Consider the following 20,692-nt stretch of genomic DNA (forward strand, 5'->3'; position numbering starts at 1 on the left):
GGTAGTTTGTCTAGCGATGCTAGAGTTTCTTCATGAGCGCCATACAGACCCGTAAGGAACGTGAGCGCGCCGAGCGCCGGCAGCGCATTGTCGACACCGCCCGCGAGATCGCCGAGACCGACGGCTGGGACGCGGTCACCGTGCGCAAGCTCGCCGAACGCATCGAATACAGCCAGCCCGTGCTGTACAGCCATTTCGCGGGGAAGGACGCCATCGTGTCGGCCGTCGCAGAGGCGGGCTGTACCGAATTCGGCGCGGTCGTCAAGCAACTTCGCGCGTCCGCATCCACCCCGGAACAGGCGCTGCGCGCGGTTGCCCAGGGCTTCCTCGACTTCGCCCGCGACAGCGCCGCCCTCTACGACGCCATGTTCCTGCTGCACACCGACCTGAAGTTCGGCCCCGAAGCGCCGCAGGCGTTGAAGGACGCCTTCGGCGAGCTGCTGCAGACCTTCGCCCCCTTCGCCCCGCCGCACGATCCCGAGACCTTCACCGAGGTCGGCTGGAGCAGCCTGCACGGGCTGGCCACCCTGGATCGCAGTGGCCGCCTGCGGCCCGGCCTCCGGGACCAGCGGCTGGAAATTCTGGTCGCGCAATGGGTTCGCGGCGACTGACCCCACGGTTGCGCCGCCACCGGCCGAGCCCGGCCTAGGCTGGATCCATGGCTGACGCGGTGGTGGTGGGATCCGGGCCCAACGGGTTGGCGGCGGCGGTGATCCTGGCTCGGGCCGGGCTCGAGGTGGAGGTGTACGAGGCCTCCGACCACATCGGCGGCGGCTGCCGCACCGGCGAGGTGACCCTGCCGGGCTTCCATCACGACCTGTGCGCGGGCGCGCATCCCATGGCGGTGGCGTCCCCGTTCTTCCGGGCCTTCGATCTGAAGGAGCACGGCGTCGAACTGCTCACCCCGCAGGTGTCCTACGCGCATCCGCTCGACGGCGGGCACGCCGGTCTGGCCTGGCGCGATCTCGACCGCACCGCCGACGGCCTGGGGCGCGACGGCGGTTCCTGGCGGCGGCTGTTCGGCCCGCTGGTGCGCAAGTGGGAGGACCTGGTCGGGCTGGCCATGTCGGATCTGCGGCATCCGCCGATCGACCCGGCCGGCCTGCTGCACCTGGATCCGGGCATCGAACTGCGCTTCGTCCGCCGAGTGCTGGAACAGTCGACGCCGTTGTGGAACATGCGTTTTCGCGAGGACATCGCGCCCGCCCTGCTGACCGGCGTGGCCTCGCATGCCATCCGCCCCCCGCGCGGTGTGCCGGGCGCGGGAGTCGCGATGCTGCTCGGCACCCTCGCCCATGTGAGCGGCTGGCCGGTCCCGCGCGGCGGCAGCCAGGTCATCGTGGACGCGCTCGCCGATGATCTGAAAACCCATGGCGGCCGCATCTTTACCGGCCACCGCGTCGACTCCCTCGACGAATTCGACGAGGTCCGGGCCGTTCTGCTGGATGTCGCGCCCGCCGAACTCCAGCGCATCGCGACCCTGCCCGCCCGATACAACTTCGCGCTCAACAGATTCCGCTACGGCGGTGCGGCCTGCAAGGTCGACTTCGCGCTCGCCGGACCCGTCCCGTGGCGGGCCACCGGTTGTGATCGAGCCGGCACCCTGCACCTGGTCGGCACCCGCGCCGAGGCCGTCGCCGCCGAAAAGGCCGTCGCCGCAGGGCGTCACGCCGACCGCCCCTACGTGCTGGCCATCCAACCCGGGGTCGTCGATCCGACCCGGGCCCCGGAGGGCCAGCACACTCTCTACACCTACGCCCACGTCCCCAACGGTTCCGCCGAGGATCTCACCGAGGCCGTCACCGCCCAGGTCGAACGCTTCGCCCCCGGCTTTCGCGACCTCGTCCTCGCCACCCACGTCCGCACGGCCGCCACCATGCCCGCCCACAACCCCAACTACATCGGCGGCGACATCTCCGCGGGCGCGATGACGTTGCGCCAGACCGTGTTCCGCCCCGCGCCCCGCTGGAATCCGTACTCGACCCCGCTGTCCGGCGTCTACCTGTGCTCCTCTGCGACCCCGCCCGGCCCGGGCGTGCATGGCATGAACGGCTACTACGCCGCCCGCCATGCCCTGCGCACCGAATTCGACGTCCGCACCGACCCCCTTGAACTACTGACCGACCACTGGCGTATTTGATTGCTACGCTCCGGGGCATGGCCGGATATTCGGGCACGCCCCTGCCGCGCAAGCTCGGCATCAAGGCCGAGAGCCGGGTGCTGCTGGCCGGTGCGCCGGCGGGTTTCGAGCTGGGCGAACTGCCCGGCGGGGCCGAGGTGCATCGCCGGGCGGGCGCCGGGCCGTACGACGTGATCCTCGGGTTCTGTCCGGACCGTGCCACCCTGACGCGCCGGTTCCCCGGGTGGCGGCAGCGGCTGGCGATCGACGGCGGCCTGTGGCTGGCCTGGCCCAAGAAGGCGAGCGGCGTGCCCACCGATCTCGGTGAGAACGCCGCTCGGGAATACGGTTTGGCTCAGGGGCTGGTCGACAACAAGGTCGCCGCCATCGACGAGACCTGGTCGGGATTGCGGTTCGTCATCCGCCTCGCCGATCGATAAGTGACAACTGATTTCGTGCCGGTCAGGGTAACTCGTCGGGTAGCTCTGAAATCGGTTGGGCCGTCGACCGCCGGCACGGGTTCCCAACTGTCGACCGCACCTGAGCCGTCCGCTAAAGGCTCGGGGAGGCGGGGGAGTGCGTCCGATACAGATCCGGCTCCAGGTAGATGACCCGGGCGGCCGGGACCTCGGCGCGTACCCGCGCCTCGGCGTCGTCGATCGCGACGGCGATATCGGCGATCGTCAGGCCGGGCACGATGGAAATCTTTGCGGCCACCAGCATTTCCTCCGGGCCCAGATACTGGGTGCGGAGGTGGATGACCCGGTCGATGCGCCGGTCGTCGACCAGTGCGGTGCGGATCTTGGCGTCGTCCTCGGGCGTCGCGCCTTCGCCGATGAGCAGGCTCTGCATCTCGATGATGAGGATGACGGCGATGCCGCCGAGCAGCAGGCCGATGGCCAGGGTGCCCACGCCGTCCCACACCGGATCGCCGGTGATCATGGTCAGACTGATGGCAGCGAAGGCGAAGATCAGGCCGATGAGCGCGCCCGAGTCCTCCAGCAGCACCACCGGCAGCTCCGGATTACGCGAGTTGCGGATGAACCGCCACCAGCTCGAATTGCCCTTGAGCGGCTTGGATTCCCGCATGGCCGTGATGAAGCTGAAGCCCTCCAGGCAGATGGCGAGGCCGAGGATGACGATCGCGACGATCGGATTGGACAGTTCCTCGGGATGCTGGATCTTGTGGATGCCCTCCCAGATCGCGTACAGCGATCCGAGCGCGAAGATGACCAGCGCGACCACGAACGAATAGAAGTACCGGTTGCGCCCGTAGCCGAACGGATGCAGCTGGTCGGCTTCCTGTTCCGCGCGGCGCTGGCCGAGCAGCAGCAGCCCCTGGTTGGAGGTGTCGGCCACCGAGTGCACGGCTTCGGCCAGCATGGACGCCGATCCGGTGATAGCCGCGCCCACGAATTTGGCCGCCGCGATACCGGCGTTCGCGCTCAGCGCCGCCAGGATGGCCTTCTTACCGCCGCCCGCAGACAATGAACCGCCCCTTCCCGAATCTATGTCCGTTTTGTCCTAAAACGCGATGACCGGGAGAGCCTACTGGAGCCCGGGCGTCACTCCTCGCCGACGGCGGCGCAGAACAGCTGCGCCGAGCCGTCCGCGTCCTCGGCTCCGGCACCGCACGTGTCCCCGGCAATCGCCTGCGCGCGAATCCCGCCGTCGGCGGCCGAGATCCACGCCGCGTGCCCGCATTCCACGATCAGCTCGTGATTGCCCTGCGACAGCTTCACCCGCCCGTGCGTGACCAGCGCGATCACCGGTCCTGACCGCACCACCGGCACCGGCTCGGCCCCCGCGGCCAGTTCGAAACGGCTGAGCGCGAATTCGGGCGCAGGCGTGTGATAGCGGAACACGCTGTCCGACACCCGCTCCGCCGTCTGGACGGGCAGATCCAGCGGCTCGAAGTCCAGCACCCTCAGCAGCTCCGGCACATCCACGTGCTTGGGCGTGAGCCCGCCGCGCAGCACATTGTCGGAATTGGCCATGATCTCCACGCCGACCCCGCGCAGGTACGCGTGCAGGTTCCCGGCATCCAGGAACAGGCCCTCGCCGGGCTCCAGGGTGATGCGGTTGAGCAGCAGTGCCGCCAGCACTCCGGCGTCGCCGGGATACGCCTCGGCGAGCTCGAGCGCCGTGCGCAGCTCGGCCACGAATTCCTTGCCGGCGCCCCCGCTTCGGGCCTCCGACAGATACCGCACGCAGCCGTCGAGCACCTTGGGCAGCAGCATGCTCAGACTGCCCTGCGGCAGCGCGATCCAGGTGGTGAACAGCGTGCGCAGCCCCGCCGAGTCGGGCTGGGCGGCAAGCAGTTCGGCGTACTGGCTCAGTTCCGGCACATCCAGGGCATTGAGCAGCCGTACGGTCTGGCGCGGATCGCGGAATCCGGCCAGTGCCTCGAAACGGTGCAGCGCCACCACGAGTTCGGGCTTGTGGTTCTCGTCGCGGTAGTTGCGCATGGGGGAGTCGATGGCGACCCCGCTGTGGTTCTCCCGCGCGAACCCGGCCCGAGCCTGTTCAGTGCTGGGATGCGCCTGCAGCGAGAGCGGTTCCTCGGCGGCCAGGATCTTCAGCAGGAACGGCAGCCGTCCGCCGAATTCGCCAGCCACCGGCCCGAGTTCGTGCTCCGGGTCGGCGCTGACCAGCTCCAGCAGCGATTCGCTGTGCCCGTTGATCTGCACCCGCGCCGGATCTGCGGGATGCGCGCCGAACCAGAGTTCGGCCTCCGGGTGCGCGGAGGGGACCGGTCGTCCGCACAGCTGAGCGAGCGCGGTGCGCGAACCCCAAGCGTAGGAACGCAGCGCACCAACGAGTTCGTGCACTAGTAATTGCCCCCGTCGTAGCGTCCCGGTCCGGTGGCCGGGCGGGAACCGAGTAGTCGGAGATAGGCGGCCGCCATCTCCAGCCGAAGTGCGAGTACCGCAAGCTTTTCCAGCTCACCACCCTGGACGGCGGGCGCGGTCTGCCCCTCCGCCTCGGCCGCAACGGTGGCCACCTCGGTGTCCACGGTGATCAGGTTGGTGTCGACCAGCCCCGCGTCGGAACCGAACACGGCCAGTCGCCTGCGCACCGTCACCTCGTCCGGATCGGCGCTCACCACGAACACCCGCACCTGCTCCACCGGCGCGGGCCCGTCCAGCTGCTCGTCGTGGAACAGCGGATCGAATCCGGGGGCAGCGACCCCGGCGGCGGCGACCAACCGGCCGTGTGCCGCAACGGCTTCCGAGAGCGTGACCGCGGTGGCGGTCTGCCCGGCCGTGGCCAGCAGCACCTCGGCGCCGTGCTCGGCGAGCACGGTAGCGGCGCCGGAATCACCGGCCAGTACCAGGTGCTTGCGCTGCTGCATGCGGGTGGCCAGGGTCTTGGCGGGATTGTGGAAGGCCTCGTGCTGCGGTCCGTCGCGCAGCGCCTCTTCGTCGAGCAGGTCTGCGAGAGCGTTCAATTCGGGCACCAGCGGCCCGATGCGGTGCGGGTCGATGGTGGTCAGCACGGCGAGACCCGCGGCCAGATAGCGCAGCATGCGGTTGTGGTCGAGGACCCGCACCCGCGGCGCGAGAATGGTGGCGCGCCCAGCGGCGGCCGCCCGCATGGGTCCCTCGTCCGGCGCGGCCACGACCACTTCGGCACCTCGCCGAAGTGCTCGGTCCACCGCTTCGGCCAGCCGCGGATCACCCGCGTCGTCGCCCGCCACCAGCACCACGTCCAGCGGCCCGACCCACGGCGGGATCGAAGTCGCCGGTACCAGCGGCATACTCGTGCGGTCACCCAGGGCCGCGATCAACAGCGCTGCCGCGCGTGCGGCGCGCCCGCTGCCCGACACCAGGACCAGACTGCGGGGTCGCAGATCGGTCAGTCGGGTCAGCGCATCTTCGGAAAGTGCCGCGGCGGTTGCCCTTACCTGGGCTCCCCCCGACGCGGCGGAGCGGAGTACACCCCCGGCGTCCGCCGCCTCCAGCGAGGCGACGTCATCGAGGTCGATTACCGGTGTCCCAGCGATCATCGGGCGTTGCCACCTCCCCTCATCGGGTCACCAGACGCTGGTGAATCCAAGCTCTGTGATTCCACTATTCCAGTCAGGCGCGGACGATGCTCAGGATCTCGGTTACGAGTGCGTCTACTTCATCTTGCGAGCGCGCCTCGACGTTGAGCCGCAGCAGCGGTTCGGTATTGGAGGCCCGCAGGTTGAACCACGCGCCGTCGGCCAGCTGCACGGTCACGCCGTCCAGCCGATCGACCGATTTCGCCCGCTTGCCGAAGGCCTCGAGCACGGCGAGGGTCCGCTCCTGCGCATCCGAAACCGTCGAATTGATCTCCCCGGAGGCCGCGTACGTCGAGTAGGCGGAGGCCAATTCCGACATGGGCCGGTCCTTCTCGCCCAGTGCGGCCAGCACGTGCAGGGCGGCGAGCATGCCGGAGTCGGCGCCCCAGAAGTCGCGGAAGTAGTAGTGCGCCGAGTGCTCGCCGCCGAAGATCGCGCCGGTGGCCGCCATCTGCTGCTTGATGAACGAGTGACCGACCCGGGTGCGCACCGGGGTGCCACCGAGCTCGGTCACCAGCTCCGGCACCGCCCGCGAGGTGATCAGGTTGTGGATGACGGTCGCGCCCGGTTCCTTGGTCAGCTCGCGCTCGGCCACCAGGCCGGTGATGGCCGACGGCGAGACCGGGTCACCCTTTTCGTCCACCACGAAGCAGCGGTCGGCGTCGCCGTCGAAGGCCAGGCCGAGATCGGCGCCGGTCTTGCGGACGTAGTCCTGCAGATCGACCAGGTTCTTCGGATCCAGCGGATTGGCTTCGTGATTGGGGAAGCTGCCGTCGAGTTCGAAGAACAGCGGCTCGACGGTGTACTGCGGCAGCGTGCCCAGCACGGCGGGCACGGTATAGCCGCCCATGCCGTTGCCGGCGTCCACCGCGATGCGCAGCGGGCGCGAGCCGCTCAGGTCCACCAGCTTGTGCAGGAAGTCGGCGTAGGCCGAGAGCAGGTCCTCCCGGGTCTCGCTGCCGCGCGGCCCGTCGAAGGCCGGGACGCCCGCGACGACTTCCTCGGTGATGGTGGCCAACCCGGTGTCCTGGCCGACCGGCAGCGCCTTGGCGCGGCACAGCTTGATGCCGTTGTACTTGGCGGGATTGTGGCTGGCGGTGAACATGGCCCCGGGGCAGTCCAGGTGGCCGGAGGCGAAGTAGAGCTCGTCGGTGGAAGCCAGGCCGATGTGCACCACATCGAGCCCCTGGGCGAGCACGCCGTCGGCGAAGGAGGCAGCCAATTCCGGTGAGGAGTCGCGCATATCGTGACCGATGACGATGCGCCGGGCGCCCTCGCCGCGCATCAGCCGGGCGAAGGAACCGGCGACGTCCCGGACGAAGTCCGCGTCGATCTGTTCGCCGACAACCCCGCGAACGTCGTATGCCTTGATGACTGCTTGAACTGACTCGGCGGACCGGGCGACTGTCATGGCCCCCACCCTAGTGGCAGAGTCCGGTAACGCGAGACTTCCCCTGCCCCTGCTTTCTGGACAACTGACTTCGTGGGGCGAGGGTAACTCGCCGGGTACGTCCGAAATTGGTGACGGCACCCAACCGCCGGCACGGATTGCCAATGGATCACGGCTCCCGGCTGCCCGCTTAAGATTCGGAGAGGCGGTCGGGTGGGTCCGGTAGGACGCGAAGATGTCCGCGTCTGCCGGTGCGACCCGTACGGGTCGGGCGCTGCGGGGCGGGAGCGTAGTCGGTGTAGCCGCGCGGATCGGGTTCCGGTGTGCGGCGGCGCAATCCGGCCTCGCGGACGGCTTCGGCGAGCGCGGTGAGATCGTCGTCATCCGGCGTCGAGGAGGAGAACCCGCCCTCGTGGCGGACCAACTCCCAGCCCTTGGGTGCGGTGATCCGGGAAGCATGCGTTTCACACAGGTCCCAGGAATGTGGTTCGGCCACCGTGACCAGCGGACCCACGACTGCCATCGAGTCGGAGTACACATAGGTCAGCGTCGCGACGGCCGGGTTCTTGCAGCCTGGACGGCAGCAACGACGCATGGGGATCACGCCATGCAGGGTAACCCCCCTCGCTGCCTCGTGGACAAAGACACGCTCAATGAAGCCCGTCTCACTCGTGCCACAAGGGCCTCGGGTAGCTGTGCGCTTTCGTGCCGCGGGCGCGTCGCAGCGGCCCTCGGAAGTGCGGCTCACCGGGTCTCCGGAACGGCGTCGCAGTGGGCCGCCGCACCGGCCGGGCGGCCGGGCGAGACGGGTGCGCACACCCGCCCGGGGTAAGGGCTAGATTCAAGGTATGACCCGTTCACGTAAGAGGCGGCCGCCCACCGCGCGGTCGGTCATCCGCCGCGGGCGGGGTGTGCGCGGGCCGATGCTGCCGCCGACAGTGCCCGCCCGGCGCACCCGGGGTCAGGAGTTCGACCGCCTGGTGCTGGAGGCCTTCGCGCCGCTGGAGACCCGCTGGCACGAGCAGCTCACCAAGCTCGATATCGCGGTCGACGACGTGCCGAAAATCCGTCCGCTGCACCCGGATTCGGTCACCTGGCCGGACGAGGTGGTGGCCGACGGCCCGGTGCCCCTCTCCCGCCTGATCCCGGCCGGTGTGGACCGCTACGGCATGGCCACCCGCGCCCGCGTCGTGTTGTTCCGCAAGCCGTTGGAGCTCCGGGCCGGGGACCCCGACGACTTGGTCGACCTGCTGCGCGAGGTCCTCGTGCAACAGATCGCGACCTATCTCGGCGTCGAACCCGACGTCATCGATCCCGATCCGGAGTAGCCAAGGCCCTGACGTTGTACCCCGAACTACGTTTCGTAACAACTGATTTCGTGAGTTCGGGGTAACTCGTCGGGCACGTCCAAAGTAGTTTGGGCACCTGACCACCGGCACGGTTGTCAGCGGTCAACGGCTTCCGAATCGCCCGCTGAAGACGCGGAGAGGCGGGGGAGTGAGGCGGGGTAGCTAGCTGATGCCCCGTTTCAAGCGGCGGCGCTCCCGCTCGGAGAGTCCGCCCCAGATGCCGAAGCGCTCGTCGTTGGCCAGGGCGTATTCGAGGCACTCGTCGCGGACCTCGCAGCCCATGCAGATGCGCTTGGCCTCGCGGGTGGAGCCGCCCTTCTCCGGGAAGAACGCCTCCGGGTCGGTCTGGGCGCATAGCGCCCGTTCCTGCCACTGTTCGGCCTCAGTCATCATGCGGCCGCCGCGCGAGAAAGTGTCGTACATATCCTCGGCACCGGTGACGATCAGGCTCAACCGCGGTGGTTCGGGCTGGTAGGCGGCTCGCGCCCACTGCCCGCCCCCCAGTCGCACAGTCGTCATCGGTTCACCCCCCTCGTATCCGTTCCGATCGTCGGCGCAGAAGTCAGGTGCTGCGCCAGTCGTGGAATCGGTTTGCGATACACCGCCCGGAATGCCCGACGGGGCCAGCTCTTCGGCCATCGCTCCGCCTCCTCACTGTGTGTTAGCGCAGAATGATTAATCCGTCGGAGCCGATCCCACCGACGGCCCAACGCCGCGGCGTAGTCCCGCGGCCATCCCCGAGCTTGACGTCACTCCGGTGCGAACGCCTGTTCGAAAACCCGTCCGCGCCTTGCACTCTCACGCGGACCCGGAATGACATGCCTGTGATTAGACACGCCGGGAGCGGCGATGGTCAAGCTGCCGAAGCGATTCCGTTACCATCTCCGACCCCGTCGGGAGGCGTTCCCGCAGTTCAAATAGCAAATTCGCAGCAAATGAACTGCCGACCGACTTTCCGCTCCGAACGCATAGGCTGTGCGGATGTGACTCGAGAACAAGCGGACACCGTGCCCGGCACCGGCCTGCGGATCGCCGTCCTGGTCGGCGGAGTCGGCGGCGCGCGGTTCCTGATGGGGGTGCGCGAACTGCTGCCCGGAGCCGACACCACGGCCATCGTCAATGTCGGCGACGACGTGTGGATGCACGGGCTGCGCATCTGTCCTGACCTGGACACCTGCATGTACACCCTGGGTGGCGGCATCGACCCCGAACGGGGCTGGGGGCACGCGAACGAGACCTGGAGTGCCAAGGAGGAGCTGGCGAAATACAAGGCTCAGCCCGATTGGTTCGGGTTGGGCGACCGGGATATCGCCACACATCTCATTCGCACCGAAATGCTGCGTCAGGGATACCCGCTCTCGGCGGTCACCGAGGCGCTCTGCAATCGGTGGCAACCGGGTGTGAAACTGCTCCCGGCAACCGATGACCGATGCGAAACACATGTCGTAATCGGCGACCCGGAGAACCCTGGCGAACGCCGCGCGATCCATTTCCAGGAGTGGTGGGTTCGATACCGGGCGAACGTAGAGACCCATGGATTCGTGACTATTGGGGCAGATGCTGCGAAACCGGCCCCGGGTGTGATCGAAATCATAGATTCAGCGGATGTGATCCTGCTCGCTCCGTCGAACCCGGTCGTGAGCGTGGGCGCCATCCTCTCGGTTCCGGGCATCCGGGGTGCACTGCGCACCACGGGTGCCAAGGTGATCGGACTGTCTCCGGTGATCGGCGGAAAACCATTGCGCGGCATGGCCGATGAGTGCCTGTCGGTGATCGGTGTGGAAACCTCCGCCGAGGCCGTCGGGGCCCACTACGGCGCGCGCTCGGGCACCGGCATTCTCGACGGCTGGCTCGTGCACACCGGTGACACCGCCGACATTCCGGGCGTCGAAACCCGGAGCGTGCCGCTGCTCATGACCGACCCGGTCGCGACCGCCGAGATGGTTCGCGAAGCCCTCGACATCGCGGGAGTCAAACCGTGACAACGGATTCCATCGAAGCGCTGGGCGATCACGCGTCCGGTGGCGAACTGCGCATCCTGCCTGTTCCGGGCCTGCCGGAATTCCGCCCGGGCGACGATGTCGCCGACGCCATCGCGGCACAGGCGCCCTGGCTCCAGGACGGCGACGTGCTGGTGGTGACCAGCAAGATCGTCGCCAAGGCCGAGGGCCGCATCGTGACCGTGCCCAGCGACCCCGAGGAGCGCGACGCCGCGCGCCGGCAACTGGTGCTCGACGAGTCGGTGCGAGTGCTGGCGCGCAAGAACCGCACCCTCATCACCGAGAACCGGCTCGGCATCGTGCAGGCTGCCTCCGGAGTCGACGGCTCCAATGTGGAACAGGGCGAACTGGTCCTGCTGCCGGAGGATCCGGACGCCAGCGCCAAGGCGCTGCGCACCGCGCTGGCCGACCGCCTGGGCGTGCAGGTGGCCGTGGTCATCACCGACACCATGGGCCGGGCCTGGCGCAACGGCCAGATCGACGCCGCCATCGGGTCGGCGGGCATCGGGGTGCTGCACGACTACAACGGCGCGGTCGACGGGCAGGGCAATGAACTGCACGTCACCCTGGTCGCGGTGGCCGACGAGCTGGCCGCGGCCGCGGACCTGGTGAAGGGCAAGCTGGGCGGCGTCCCGGTCGCGGTGGTGCGCGGGCTCGACTACATCGACGACGGGTCCACCGCCGGGGATCTGCTCCGGCGCGGCGAGGACGATCTGTTCTGGCTGGGCACCGAGGAATCTGTCGAGCTCGGCCGCAAACAGGCGGTGCCACTACGGCGTTCGGTGCGCCGGTTCGCCGAGACGCCGGTGCCGCCGCAGCTCATTCGTGAGGCCGTCGCCGCCGGGCTCACCGCGCCCGCACCACATCACACCCGTCCGGTCCGCTTCGTCTGGGTCCGCAAGCGCGGCCTGCGCGAGCAGCTGCTCGAGGCCATGGCCGAGAAGTGGCGCACCGACCTGACCGGTGACGGTCGCACCTCGGAGAGCGTGGAGAAGCGGGTCGCGCGCGGCCGCATCCTGTTCGACGCCCCCGAGATGATCATCCCGTTCTGCGTGCCCGACGGCGCGCACGAATATCCGGACGAGCGCCGCCGCGCCGCCGAGCAGACCATGTTCACCGTCGCGGTGGGCGCGGCCGTGCAGGGCCTGCTGGTCTCGCTGGCCGTGCGGGGCGTGGGCAGCTGCTGGATCGGGTCGACCATCTTCGCGCCCGAGGTCACCCGTGACGTGCTGGGCCTGGAGGCGGACTGGAATCCGCTGGGCGCCATCGCCATCGGGTACCCACTCGACGAGGTCGCCCCGCGCGAGGCGCGCGAGCCCGGCCTGGGGCTGGTCGAGCTGTGAGCGCCGAGTCGCTGCACAAATCGGCGACCGAGCTGCTGGAGACCTGGTCTCCGGCAACGGGTTCGGAGTGCTCGATCCGGGAGGCCATGCTGGCCTTCCTTGGTTCCGCGCCGCGCGGCTGCCTGCGCGAGCACGCGGCCGGGCACATCACCGCCTCGGCCATCGTGTTCTCCCATGACGAGCGCGAGGTGCTGCTGACTCTGCACCCGCGGGTGGGCCGGTGGATCCAATTGGGCGGGCACTGCGAGGAATCCGATGATTCGGTCGCGGCGGCCGCCTTCCGCGAGGCGACCGAGGAGTCCGGCATCGACGGGCTGGTGCTCGAGCCCGGCCTCTACGGCGCGCAGGCGCACCCCATCACTTGCTCACTGGGCGTGCCGACCCGGCACCTGGATCTGCTGTTCAAGATCAAGGCGCCGGAAGGCGCTGTGCCGGTGCGCAGTTCGGAGTCGACCGACCTGCGCTGGTGGCCGGTGGACGGGCTGCCCGCCGATTCCGACGTACTGGTGCGCTGACACACGGCCGTGCTGTCGCATTGTGCGGTACACGGGGTTCCGGACGCTGGAATCCCCGTGTTACTGTCCGCTACGTAACACGTTCTCAGGGCGGGGTGGAATTCCCCACCGGCGGTAATGGCATCCGGGCCGATCCGGAGCGCACGAGCCCGCGAGCGCCACAGTGTCTTTCATCGGCAGTGTGGGTCGAGCAGATTCCGGTGTGATCCCGGAGCCGACGGTCACAGTCCGGATGAAAGAGAACGCGGCACCGGCACGTCCGCACCGCTGGACGGGCCCGTTCGCGTCTTGCCCTGGGTGACATCGCGAACAGGAGGAATCCCCATGTCACCCACTCCCACTCGCATCGCCATCGTTGCCGCACGCTGGCACAGCGACATCGTCGACAAGGCCGTCGCATCCTGCCGGGCCGGGCTGCTCGAACGCGGCTACACCGAGGTCGACGTGATCGAGGTGCCCGGTGCGTTCGAAATCCCGCTGCAGGTCAAGCGTTTGGCCACCGGCGGCTCCTACGCCGCTGTCGGGGGCTGCGCGCTCGTCGTGGACGGCGGCATCTACCGGCACGACTTCGTGGCCTCGACCGTCGTCGACGCGCTCATGCGCGTGCAGCTCGAGACCGATGTGCCGGTGTTCTCGGCCGTGCTGACCCCGCACCATTTCCACGAGCACGGCGAGCACCTGGCCTATTTCGCACGGCATTTCGAGGTGAAGGGCGCGGAACTGGCCAATGCCATCGCCGCCACCCTGGCCCTGGACACGGTCGGCGCCTAGGCAAAAAGAGAAAACCCTGCCCGCACGAGCCGGAGGCGGCTGGTCGTGCGGGCAGGGTGCGGGTTCCGCCGGCGGGTACGGGGGGAGAACGCGCCGACGGTCCGGGCTCGGCCTGGGGGTTGGGTTCAGGCCGGAACCAGGTCTTTCTCTTGCGAGCCCTGCTTGTCGGGGGCGGCGGGCGCCGGGTGCTCCTCCACCATGGCCTGCTCGTCGAAGGGGATCTCGCGATCCAGCACCGCGCGGACGCGGGCCGGGTCGATGGTCTTCGTCCAGGTGCCGATCAGCAGCGTGGCGACCGCATTGCCCGAGAAGTTGGTCAGCGCGCGGGCTTCCGACATGAACCGGTCGATGCCGACGATCAGGCCGACGCCGTCCAGCAGTTCCGGGCGATGGCTCTGCAGGCCGCCGGCCAGTGTGGCCAGGCCCGCGCCGGTGACACCCGCCGCGCCCTTGGAGGCCACGATCATGAACAGCAGCAGGCCGATCTGCTCGTGCCAGGCCAGCGGCTTGCCCATGGCGTCGGCCACGAACAGGGTGGCCATGGTCAGGTAGATGGCGGTGCCGTCCAGGTTGAACGAATACCCGGTCGGGACGACCACACCCACCGTCGTGCGGTCCACGCCGACGTGCTCCATCTTGGCGATGAGCCGCGGCAGCGCCGACTCCGAGGACGAGGTGGCGAAGATCAGCAGGTACTCCCGCGCCAGGTAGCGCACCAGCTTGAAGATGGAGTTCCCGGCCACCAGCCGCAGCAACAGGCCCAGCACGCCGAAGATGAAGACGACGCAGGTGAGATAGAACGCCACCATCAGCAGCGCCAGCTGCTTGACCGCGTCGAGCCCGGTGCGCGCCACCACATTCGCCATGGCGCCGAACGCGCCGATCGGGGCCAGCCACAGGATCATGGTGAGAATTCGGAACACCAGCTTCTGCACCGAGGCGACCCCGCGCAGGATCGGCTCGCCCGCGGCGCCCAAGGCCTGGATACCGAAGCCCACCAGCAGCGCCACGAACAGCGCCTGCAGCACCTTGCCCGAGGTGAGCGACGACAGCAGGGTGGTCGGCACGATGTCTTCGAGGAACTGCCAGGTGCCGCCCGCCGCCTTGGCGTCGGTGGCGTACTTGGTGATCTCCTTGGCATGGGCGGCCACGTTCAGGCCCGAACCCGGGTGCAGCAGGTTGCCGACCAGCAGGCCGATGGCCAGCGCCACCGTGGACATGATCAGGAAGTAGCCGATGGCCAGGCCGCCGACCTTGCCGACCTTGGCGGCCGCCCGCACCGAGCCGATGCCGAGCACGATGGTGCAGAAGATGACCGGGGCGATCATCATCTTGATGAGGTTCACGAAGATCGTGCCGAGCTCGCCGACGCTCTTGCCGAAGCCCGGGGCCAGCCAGCCGACCAGGACGCCCGCGACAACGGCCACGATGACCGCCAGGTAGAGCCAGTGGGTACGGTCTCGGCGCTGTCGTGTTGTCGTGTCGCTCATCTCGCTGGTGCCTCCGGGTCGGTGCCCGCATGACGTTTGCTCCGCGCGGGTGTTCGGAGAGAATCATGGTCTGGAGAGTGACGCGGGTCACTGTTTCGTAAATTATGTTCATGAAGTACCCGGAGGAATCGTGAGAGGTCGAAGAACCCGGGCCCGCCGTACGCTGGCCGGGCAGGTGTTCGTGGTGCAGGTGCTGGTACTGGCGGTGGTGATCACTGCCGCGTCGATGCTGGCGTTCCTGCAGACCCGCCGGGTACAGGACGACGCCACCCGTGCGGAGGTCATCGATACCGCGATCGCGGTGGCGCAGTCGCCCTCGACGCTGGCCGGGGTGCGGAGCCCGGATCCGACCGCCGCGCTGCAGCCGGTGACCGAGGCCACCCGCAAGGCGACGGGTATGGACTTCATCGTGGTGATGGCCCCGGATCGGACCCGCTACACCCACACCGAGACGGACCGGATCGGAAAACCCTTCAGCGGCAACATCGATCGCGCCCTGGCGGGGGAGACCTTCACCGAGACCTTCACCGGCACGCTGGGTCCGTCGATTCGCTCGGTCACCCCGGTACGCGATGCCGACGGCCGCATTGTCGCGCTGGTGTCGGCGGGTGTCACCCGCACCCACATCGGCGAACAGGTGCGCGCCCAGCTGCCGCTCATCCTCGCCGCCGCGGCGGGCGGTCTGGCGTTGGCCATGATGAGTTCGTTGTTGTTGCGGCGCAGGCTGTTACGGCAGACGCACGGCCTCGCGCCCGCCGAGCTGCGGGCCATGTACGAGCATCACGACGCGGTGCTGCACTCGATCCACGAGGGGCTGCTGGTGTTCGACAGCTCCGATGAACGCGCCGAGGTGGTCAACGATCAGGCGCGGCTGCTGCTCGATCTGCCGGCCGGGCCGATCACGCGCACGGATCTGCCGGTGTCGTTGCAGCGCTTGGGAACCGGCGTGGTCCGTGACGAGATGCACGTGACCCCGGACCGGGTGCTGGTCGTCAACCAGGACGTGGTGGAGCAGGCCGGACGCCGCATCGGCACCGTGCTCACCCTGCGCGACCACACCGAATTGCGGGATGTGCTGGGCGAATTGGATTCGGTGCGCGGCTTCGCCGAATCGCTGCGTGCCCAGGCGCACGAGGCGGCCAATCGGCTGCACACCGTGGTCACCATGGTGGAGCTGGGCCGCCCGCGGGAGGCGGTGAACTTCGCGACCGCGGAACTCGAACTGTCCCAGGCCCTCATCGACCGGCTCACCGGCGCGGTGGCCGAACCCGCGGTGGTGGCGCTGCTGCTGGGCAAGGTGGAGCAGGCGGCCGAGAACGGGGTGGAGCTGACCGTCACCGGTGACACGCTGCTCGACACCACCGACCCGCTGACGCCGCACGAGATGGTCACGCTGCTGGGCAATCTCATCGACAACGCCCTGGACGCCGTCGGGCACGACGAGGACGCGTGGGTGGAGGTGACGGTGCGGCGCGACGAGCCGGAGCTGTACATCCGGGTGGCCGACAGCGGCCCGGGCATGTCGGAGGAGCTGTTCACCCGCGCCACCGAACGCGGCTATTCCACCAAGACCGACCACCACGGGCTGGGCCTGGCGCTGGTACGCCGGTTGGTCGCCAGGCACGCCGGCGAGTTGCGGGCTCGGCGGGAACCGGAATCCGCAGTGATCGTGAGGTTTCCGCGATGAAGGCCGCGCCGGCGTCGGCGATCCGCGTGCTGATCGTCGAGGATGAGCCGAAAATCGCTGCGGCACATCGCTCTTACGTGGAGCGGGTGCCGGGCTTCACGGTGGTCGCGGTGGCGCACACCGGCCGCGACGCCATCTCGATCGCGAAAAGGTCACAATCTTCCGGCGTCCCCATTGATTTGGTGTTGATGGATATCGGGTTGCCGGATATGAGCGGGCTCGCCGTCGCCGCGGCGCTGGCGGGACTCCGGCCGCGCCCGGACGTCATCGCCGTCACCTCGGCGCGCGATCTGGCCATGGTGCGCTCGGCCGTCTCGCACGGTGTGGTCCTGTATCTGTTGAAGCCGTTCACCTTTGCGGCCTTCCGCGAGAAGCTGGACCGCTACCTCGAATACCGGGCGGCGCTGCCGGCCGGGGAGACGGCGGTGTCGCAGCAGGACATCGATCGCGCCTTCGGCGTACTGCGCACTCCGGATCAGCGGCCTACCTCACCGAAGGGCATTGCGCCGCAGACGATGGACGAGGTGTCGCGGGCGGTGCGGGCCGCGCCGGACGGGCTGTCCGCGGGTGAGGCGGGGCGCGCGGTGGGGGTGTCCCGGGTGACGGCGTGGCGGTATCTGGAGCGGATGGCCGAAGACGGCGTGGTGGAACGGCGAACCGACTACGGTCGGACCGGGCGCCCGCAGGTTCGATATGTGTGGCTCCGCTGAGCCCGGTTTCGCTCCCGGTTTGCGCTCGAGCGCTGGTGACGGGTACCACACGGTCGGTTGCAGCGGAACCGACTGCTCATGATGTAACGGTGGCCACCTTTCGGTTCAGCCGGGTGCTGTAACAGGGGCTAGGTTCCAAGATATGTAGCTGCGAAGTTCTTCGAGCCATTGATTAGCGGGGCAAAAGTGCAAATGGTCGGCAAACGGTTGGGTTCGCCGGATCCGAAACGACACCTGTGGGTGCTGGGGTTGATCGCGCCCGGGTGTGCGTTACTGCCGTCGCAGCTGGTGTTGCATACCAAGCTGGAGGTGTTCTGGTGGATCGGACCGATCATCATTCTGATCGCCATTCCGGTCCTGGACTGGGTCGTCGGGGAAGACGGCACCAATCCGCGCGACGAGGATTACGAATTACTCTCCAATGACCGGTACTACCGGTGGTGCACCTATATGTTCCTGCCGATCCAGGTGGTCGGCCTGATCATCGCCGCCTGCATGTGGGCCGGCGACGATCTGTCCGTCCTCGACAAGCTCGGGCTGGCGGCCACTCTCGGATTCGTCAGCGGCATCGGCATCAACGCCGCCCACGAACTCGGCCACCGGGTCGAGCGATTGGAGCGCTGGCTGTCGAAAATGGCTCTGGCGCAGTCGGCCTACGGGCACTTCTTCGTCGAGCACAACAAGGGCCACCACGCCCGTGTCGCGACGCCCGACGATCCGGCCAGCGCCCGGATGGGTGAGTCGCTGTGGGAGTTCCTGCCCCGCAGCGTGATCGGTGGCTTCCGGTCGGCAATTCGTCTGGAAGGGGAGCGGCTGCGCCGCAAGGGACACCGCTGGTTCAGTGTCCACAACCACATCCTGCAGGCCTGGGCTATGACCGTCGTGCTTTTCGGCGGGCTGCTGGCGGTCTACGGCTGGCGAGTGCTGCCGTATCTGCTGCTGCAGGCGGTGATCGGGGCGGGCCTGCTCGAAACCGTCAATTACGTCGAACATTACGGCCTGCTGCGGCGTCGCCGCCCGAACGGCGGCTGGGCCCGCTGCTCCCCGGCGGACAGCTGGAACAGTGACCGGCTGGTCACCAATATCTTCATGTTCCACCTGCAGCGGCACAGTGACCACCACGCCAATCCGGGACGGCGGTACCAGACGCTGCGCACCTCCGAGGAGGCCCCGCAGCTGCCCGCGGGCTACGCCACCATGATTCTGCTGGCAGTGTTCCCGCCGCTGTGGCGCGCCGTCATGGACCCGCGCCTGCTCGCCCACTACGCGGGCGACGTGAGCCGGGCCAATATCCAGCCCCGCAAGCGGGAGCGCATCCTCGCCGAGTACGACGAGTACCCGGCCGCCGCGTAGGGTTTCGGGAAAGCAGCCGACCAGGAGAGGCAGATGACGACCGCTGTGTCCAGCAATATGACCCCTGACGTCCGCAATGGGATCGACTACAAGGTGGCGGACCTGTCACTGGCCGACTTCGGCCGCAAGGAGATTCGCCTGGCCGAGCACGAGATGCCGGGCCTGATGGCGTTGCGTCGCGAATACCACGACGTGCAGCCGCTCGAGGGCGCCCGCATCTCCGGCTCGCTGCACATGACCGTGCAGACCGCGGTGCTGATCGAGACCCTGGTCGCCCTCGGCGCCGAGGTCCGCTGGGCCTCCTGCAACATCTTCTCCACCCAGGACCACGCGGCCGCCGCCGTCGTGGTCGGGCCGCACGGCACCGTCGACGAGCCCAAGGGCACTCCCGTCTTCGCCTGGAAGGGCGAGACCCTGGAGGAGTACTGGTGGGCCGCCGATCAGATGCTGACCTGGCCGGGCGAGCCCGCGAACATGATCCTGGACGACGGTGGTGACGCCACCATGCTCGTGCTGCGCGGCGCGCAGTTCGAGAAGGCCGGCGTCGTTCCGCCCGAGGACGACACCCACTCCGCCGAATACAAGGTCTTCCTGAATCTGCTGCGCGCCAGCCTCGAGACCGACAAGGGCAAGTGGGGCAAGATCGCCGAGAGCGTGCAGGGTGTCACCGAGGAGACCACCACCGGTGTGCTGCGCCTGTACCAGTTCGCGGCCGCGGGTGAGCTCGTCTTCCCGGCGATCAATGTCAACGACTCGGTCACCAAGTCGAAGTTCGACAACAAGTACGGCACCCGGCACTCGCTGATCGACGGCATCAACCGCGGCACCGACGTTTTGATCGGTGGCAAGAAGATCCTGATCTGCGGCTACGGCGACGTGGGCAAGGGTTGCGCGGAGTCGATGGCCGGGCAGGGCGCGCGCGTGCAGGTCACCGAGATCGACCCGATCAACGCGCTGCAGGCGTTGATGGACGGCTTCGACGTCGTCACCGTGGAACAGGCGATCGGTGACGCCGACATCGTCATCACCTCCACGGGCAACAAGGACATCATCCTGCTCGACCACATGAAGGCGATGAAGGACCAGGCCATCCTGGGCAACATCGGCCACTTCGACAACGAGATCGACATGGCAGCCCTCGAGCGTTCGGGCGCGGACCGGCTCAACATCAAGCCCCAGGTCGACCTGTGGACCTTCAAGGAGTCCGGCAAGTCGATCATCGTGCTGTCCGAGGGCCGCCTGCTCAACCTGGGCAACGCGACCGGCCACCCGTCGTTCGTGATGTCGAACAGCTTCTCCAACCAGGTGATCGCGCAGATCGAGCTGTGGACCAAGCCCGACGAATACGACAACGAGGTCTACCGCCTGCCCAAGCACCTCGACGAGAAGGTCGCGCGGATTCACGTGGAGGCCCTGGGCGGCACGCTGACCAAGCTCACCAAGGACCAGGCCGAATACATCGGCGTGGACGTGGAGGGCCCGTACAAGCCGGACCACTACCGCTACTGAGCGGAAACAGCCTGTAGCGCATGAAGATTCGGCCGGTCACCCGAGAGGGTGACCGGCCGGATCTCGTTGGCGCCGTGCGTCCGCTACTTGAGGCAGATGTCGATCAGGGGGACCCACTTGCCGCCCTGGATGGTGCAGATGGCGGCGCTGAGGAGTTCACCGGCGCTGGAGCCGGTGCCGGCGACATTGCTGGAGCCGGAGCTGCTCGACAGGGAGGATGCCGAGCCGGAGTCGGCCACGGGGGCGGCCTGGTCGGCGGTGGCGGGTTCGAGGGTGACGGGGGCGGCGGTGGCGGTGGCGGCCGTGGAAAGAGCGGCGGCGGTGATCGCTACGGCGGCCAGGGCGGCACGCGGACCATGGTGTGCGAGATGGGACTTCATCAGGGTTGCGCTCCTTGCAGGGGGAGTG

The 20,692-nt window shown here is 68.3% G+C and carries 20 protein-coding genes and 1 riboswitch; of the genes, 12 read left to right on the forward strand and 8 right to left on the reverse strand.

The window, feature by feature from the left end:
* Positions 1-32 precede the first annotated feature (32 nt).
* Genes ABZ909_RS20865 through ABZ909_RS20875 form a run of 3 tightly spaced genes read left to right on the forward strand, consistent with a single transcriptional unit; the run spans position 33 to position 2,559 of the window.
* The gene (locus ABZ909_RS20865; protein ID WP_357002026.1) at positions 33-611 is read left to right on the forward strand and encodes a TetR/AcrR family transcriptional regulator; all 579 of its coding nucleotides are present in this window, start codon (positions 33-35) and stop codon (positions 609-611) included.
* Between the two features lie 47 nt (positions 612-658).
* The gene (locus ABZ909_RS20870) at positions 659-2,140 is read left to right on the forward strand and encodes an NAD(P)/FAD-dependent oxidoreductase (RefSeq protein WP_357002028.1); all 1,482 of its coding nucleotides are present in this window, start codon (positions 659-661) and stop codon (positions 2,138-2,140) included.
* A 17-nt stretch (positions 2,141-2,157) separates the two neighbouring features.
* On the forward strand, positions 2,158-2,559 hold the full coding sequence (locus tag ABZ909_RS20875; RefSeq protein WP_357002030.1) for a DUF3052 domain-containing protein: 402 nt from the start codon (positions 2,158-2,160) through the stop codon (positions 2,557-2,559).
* A 112-nt stretch (positions 2,560-2,671) separates the two neighbouring features.
* Here ABZ909_RS20875 and ABZ909_RS20880 read toward each other — a convergent pair whose 3' ends face one another.
* The 5 genes from ABZ909_RS20880 to ABZ909_RS20900 all read right to left on the reverse strand — a co-directional run bounded on the left by ABZ909_RS20880 (position 2,672) and on the right by ABZ909_RS20900 (position 8,161).
* Positions 2,672-3,607 (reverse strand): cation diffusion facilitator family transporter, encoded by a 936-nt coding sequence (locus ABZ909_RS20880; RefSeq protein ID WP_357002032.1) that lies wholly within the window; start codon positions 3,605-3,607, stop codon positions 2,672-2,674.
* Positions 3,608-3,684: 77 nt separating this feature from the next.
* Positions 3,685-4,950 carry a mannose-6-phosphate isomerase, class I gene (gene manA, locus ABZ909_RS20885; protein ID WP_357002034.1) on the reverse strand — a complete coding sequence of 422 codons (1,266 nt, stop codon included), beginning with the start codon at positions 4,948-4,950 and terminating at the stop codon, positions 3,685-3,687.
* Positions 4,950-6,128: a tobH protein gene (locus ABZ909_RS20890; RefSeq protein ID WP_357002037.1), complete on the reverse strand. Its 1,179-nt coding sequence runs from the start codon at positions 6,126-6,128 to the stop codon at positions 4,950-4,952. Before ABZ909_RS20890 ends, manA begins: the two co-directional genes overlap by 1 nt.
* A gap of 73 nt (positions 6,129-6,201) precedes the next feature.
* Positions 6,202-7,578 (reverse strand): phosphomannomutase/phosphoglucomutase, encoded by a 1,377-nt coding sequence (locus ABZ909_RS20895; protein WP_357002040.1) that lies wholly within the window; start codon positions 7,576-7,578, stop codon positions 6,202-6,204.
* A 169-nt stretch (positions 7,579-7,747) separates the two neighbouring features.
* Positions 7,748-8,161, reverse strand: coding sequence for a DUF3499 domain-containing protein (locus tag ABZ909_RS20900; protein WP_357002043.1), 414 nt, complete (start codon positions 8,159-8,161; stop codon positions 7,748-7,750).
* 244 nt (positions 8,162-8,405) lie between these two features.
* On the opposite strand from ABZ909_RS20900, the gene ABZ909_RS20905 reads away from it, so the two are divergent.
* On the forward strand, positions 8,406-8,885 hold the full coding sequence (locus tag ABZ909_RS20905) for a metallopeptidase family protein (RefSeq protein ID WP_357002045.1): 480 nt from the start codon (positions 8,406-8,408) through the stop codon (positions 8,883-8,885).
* A 183-nt stretch (positions 8,886-9,068) separates the two neighbouring features.
* Here ABZ909_RS20905 and ABZ909_RS20910 read toward each other — a convergent pair whose 3' ends face one another.
* On the reverse strand, positions 9,069-9,329 hold the full coding sequence (locus ABZ909_RS20910) for a WhiB family transcriptional regulator (protein ID WP_354834123.1): 261 nt from the start codon (positions 9,327-9,329) through the stop codon (positions 9,069-9,071).
* Between the two features lie 599 nt (positions 9,330-9,928).
* Here ABZ909_RS20910 and cofD point away from each other — a divergent pair.
* From cofD to ABZ909_RS20930, 4 genes are all read left to right on the forward strand, one after another.
* A complete protein-coding gene (cofD, locus tag ABZ909_RS20915; protein WP_357002294.1) occupies positions 9,929-10,888 on the forward strand; it encodes a 2-phospho-L-lactate transferase in 960 nt (319 codons plus the stop codon).
* Complete coding sequence (locus ABZ909_RS20920; protein ID WP_357002048.1) at positions 10,885-12,249, forward strand: coenzyme F420-0:L-glutamate ligase; 1,365 nt, start codon at positions 10,885-10,887, stop codon at positions 12,247-12,249. The genes cofD and ABZ909_RS20920 overlap by 4 nt, the downstream gene beginning before the upstream one ends.
* Positions 12,246-12,764 carry an NUDIX domain-containing protein gene (locus ABZ909_RS20925; RefSeq protein WP_357002050.1) on the forward strand — a complete coding sequence of 173 codons (519 nt, stop codon included), beginning with the start codon at positions 12,246-12,248 and terminating at the stop codon, positions 12,762-12,764. The genes ABZ909_RS20920 and ABZ909_RS20925 overlap by 4 nt, the downstream gene beginning before the upstream one ends.
* Before the next feature lie 77 nt (positions 12,765-12,841).
* Positions 12,842-13,012: riboswitch (FMN riboswitch) on the forward strand.
* A 76-nt stretch (positions 13,013-13,088) separates the two neighbouring features.
* Positions 13,089-13,535 carry a 6,7-dimethyl-8-ribityllumazine synthase gene (locus tag ABZ909_RS20930; RefSeq protein WP_357002052.1) on the forward strand — a complete coding sequence of 149 codons (447 nt, stop codon included), beginning with the start codon at positions 13,089-13,091 and terminating at the stop codon, positions 13,533-13,535.
* Between the two features lie 125 nt (positions 13,536-13,660).
* On the opposite strand, the gene ABZ909_RS20935 is transcribed toward ABZ909_RS20930, so the two are convergent.
* Positions 13,661-15,025, reverse strand: coding sequence for a cation:dicarboxylase symporter family transporter (locus tag ABZ909_RS20935; protein WP_357002054.1), 1,365 nt, complete (start codon positions 15,023-15,025; stop codon positions 13,661-13,663).
* 226 nt (positions 15,026-15,251) lie between these two features.
* Here ABZ909_RS20935 and ABZ909_RS20940 point away from each other — a divergent pair, with 226 nt between their 5' ends.
* The 4 genes from ABZ909_RS20940 to ahcY all read left to right on the forward strand — a co-directional run bounded on the left by ABZ909_RS20940 (position 15,252) and on the right by ahcY (position 20,284).
* Positions 15,252-16,712 (forward strand): ATP-binding protein, encoded by a 1,461-nt coding sequence (locus ABZ909_RS20940; RefSeq protein ID WP_357002295.1) that lies wholly within the window; start codon positions 15,252-15,254, stop codon positions 16,710-16,712.
* The gene (locus ABZ909_RS20945; protein ID WP_357002056.1) at positions 16,709-17,422 is read left to right on the forward strand and encodes a response regulator; all 714 of its coding nucleotides are present in this window, start codon (positions 16,709-16,711) and stop codon (positions 17,420-17,422) included. The genes ABZ909_RS20940 and ABZ909_RS20945 overlap by 4 nt, the downstream gene beginning before the upstream one ends.
* Positions 17,423-17,614: 192 nt before the next feature.
* The gene (locus ABZ909_RS20950; RefSeq protein ID WP_357002058.1) at positions 17,615-18,775 is read left to right on the forward strand and encodes an alkane 1-monooxygenase; all 1,161 of its coding nucleotides are present in this window, start codon (positions 17,615-17,617) and stop codon (positions 18,773-18,775) included.
* 33 nt (positions 18,776-18,808) lie between these two features.
* Complete coding sequence (ahcY, locus tag ABZ909_RS20955; RefSeq protein WP_357002061.1) at positions 18,809-20,284, forward strand: adenosylhomocysteinase; 1,476 nt, start codon at positions 18,809-18,811, stop codon at positions 20,282-20,284.
* Between the two features lie 83 nt (positions 20,285-20,367).
* Here ahcY and ABZ909_RS20960 read toward each other — a convergent pair whose 3' ends face one another.
* The gene (locus tag ABZ909_RS20960) at positions 20,368-20,664 is read right to left on the reverse strand and encodes a hypothetical protein (protein WP_357002064.1); all 297 of its coding nucleotides are present in this window, start codon (positions 20,662-20,664) and stop codon (positions 20,368-20,370) included.
* Positions 20,665-20,692 lie beyond the last annotated feature (28 nt).

Origin of the sequence: Nocardia sp. NPDC046763 (assembly GCF_040645495.1) — a bacterium.
Taxonomy (GTDB): Bacteria; Actinomycetota; Actinomycetes; order Mycobacteriales; family Mycobacteriaceae; genus Nocardia.

What these genes read in the sequence shown, in the direction of transcription:
- ahcY (WP_357002061.1), top strand. Translation starts at nt 18,809, where the DNA reads ATGACGACCGCTGTGTCCAGCAATATGACCCCTGACGTCCGCAATGGG.
- ABZ909_RS20960 (WP_357002064.1), bottom strand. Translation starts at nt 20,664, where the DNA reads ATGAAGTCCCATCTCGCACACCATGGTCCGCGTGCCGCCCTGGCCGCC.
- ABZ909_RS20905 (WP_357002045.1), top strand. Translation starts at nt 8,406, where the DNA reads ATGACCCGTTCACGTAAGAGGCGGCCGCCCACCGCGCGGTCGGTCATC.
- ABZ909_RS20950 (WP_357002058.1), top strand. Translation starts at nt 17,615, where the DNA reads ATGGTCGGCAAACGGTTGGGTTCGCCGGATCCGAAACGACACCTGTGG.
- ABZ909_RS20945 (WP_357002056.1), top strand. Translation starts at nt 16,709, where the DNA reads ATGAAGGCCGCGCCGGCGTCGGCGATCCGCGTGCTGATCGTCGAGGAT.
- ABZ909_RS20895 (WP_357002040.1), bottom strand. Translation starts at nt 7,578, where the DNA reads ATGACAGTCGCCCGGTCCGCCGAGTCAGTTCAAGCAGTCATCAAGGCA.
- ABZ909_RS20865 (WP_357002026.1), top strand. Translation starts at nt 33, where the DNA reads ATGAGCGCCATACAGACCCGTAAGGAACGTGAGCGCGCCGAGCGCCGG.
- ABZ909_RS20940 (WP_357002295.1), top strand. Translation starts at nt 15,252, where the DNA reads ATGCTGGCGTTCCTGCAGACCCGCCGGGTACAGGACGACGCCACCCGT.
- ABZ909_RS20935 (WP_357002054.1), bottom strand. Translation starts at nt 15,025, where the DNA reads ATGAGCGACACGACAACACGACAGCGCCGAGACCGTACCCACTGGCTC.
- ABZ909_RS20910 (WP_354834123.1), bottom strand. Translation starts at nt 9,329, where the DNA reads ATGTACGACACTTTCTCGCGCGGCGGCCGCATGATGACTGAGGCCGAA.
- ABZ909_RS20875 (WP_357002030.1), top strand. Translation starts at nt 2,158, where the DNA reads ATGGCCGGATATTCGGGCACGCCCCTGCCGCGCAAGCTCGGCATCAAG.
- ABZ909_RS20930 (WP_357002052.1), top strand. Translation starts at nt 13,089, where the DNA reads ATGTCACCCACTCCCACTCGCATCGCCATCGTTGCCGCACGCTGGCAC.
- ABZ909_RS20870 (WP_357002028.1), top strand. Translation starts at nt 659, where the DNA reads ATGGCTGACGCGGTGGTGGTGGGATCCGGGCCCAACGGGTTGGCGGCG.
- ABZ909_RS20890 (WP_357002037.1), bottom strand. Translation starts at nt 6,128, where the DNA reads ATGATCGCTGGGACACCGGTAATCGACCTCGATGACGTCGCCTCGCTG.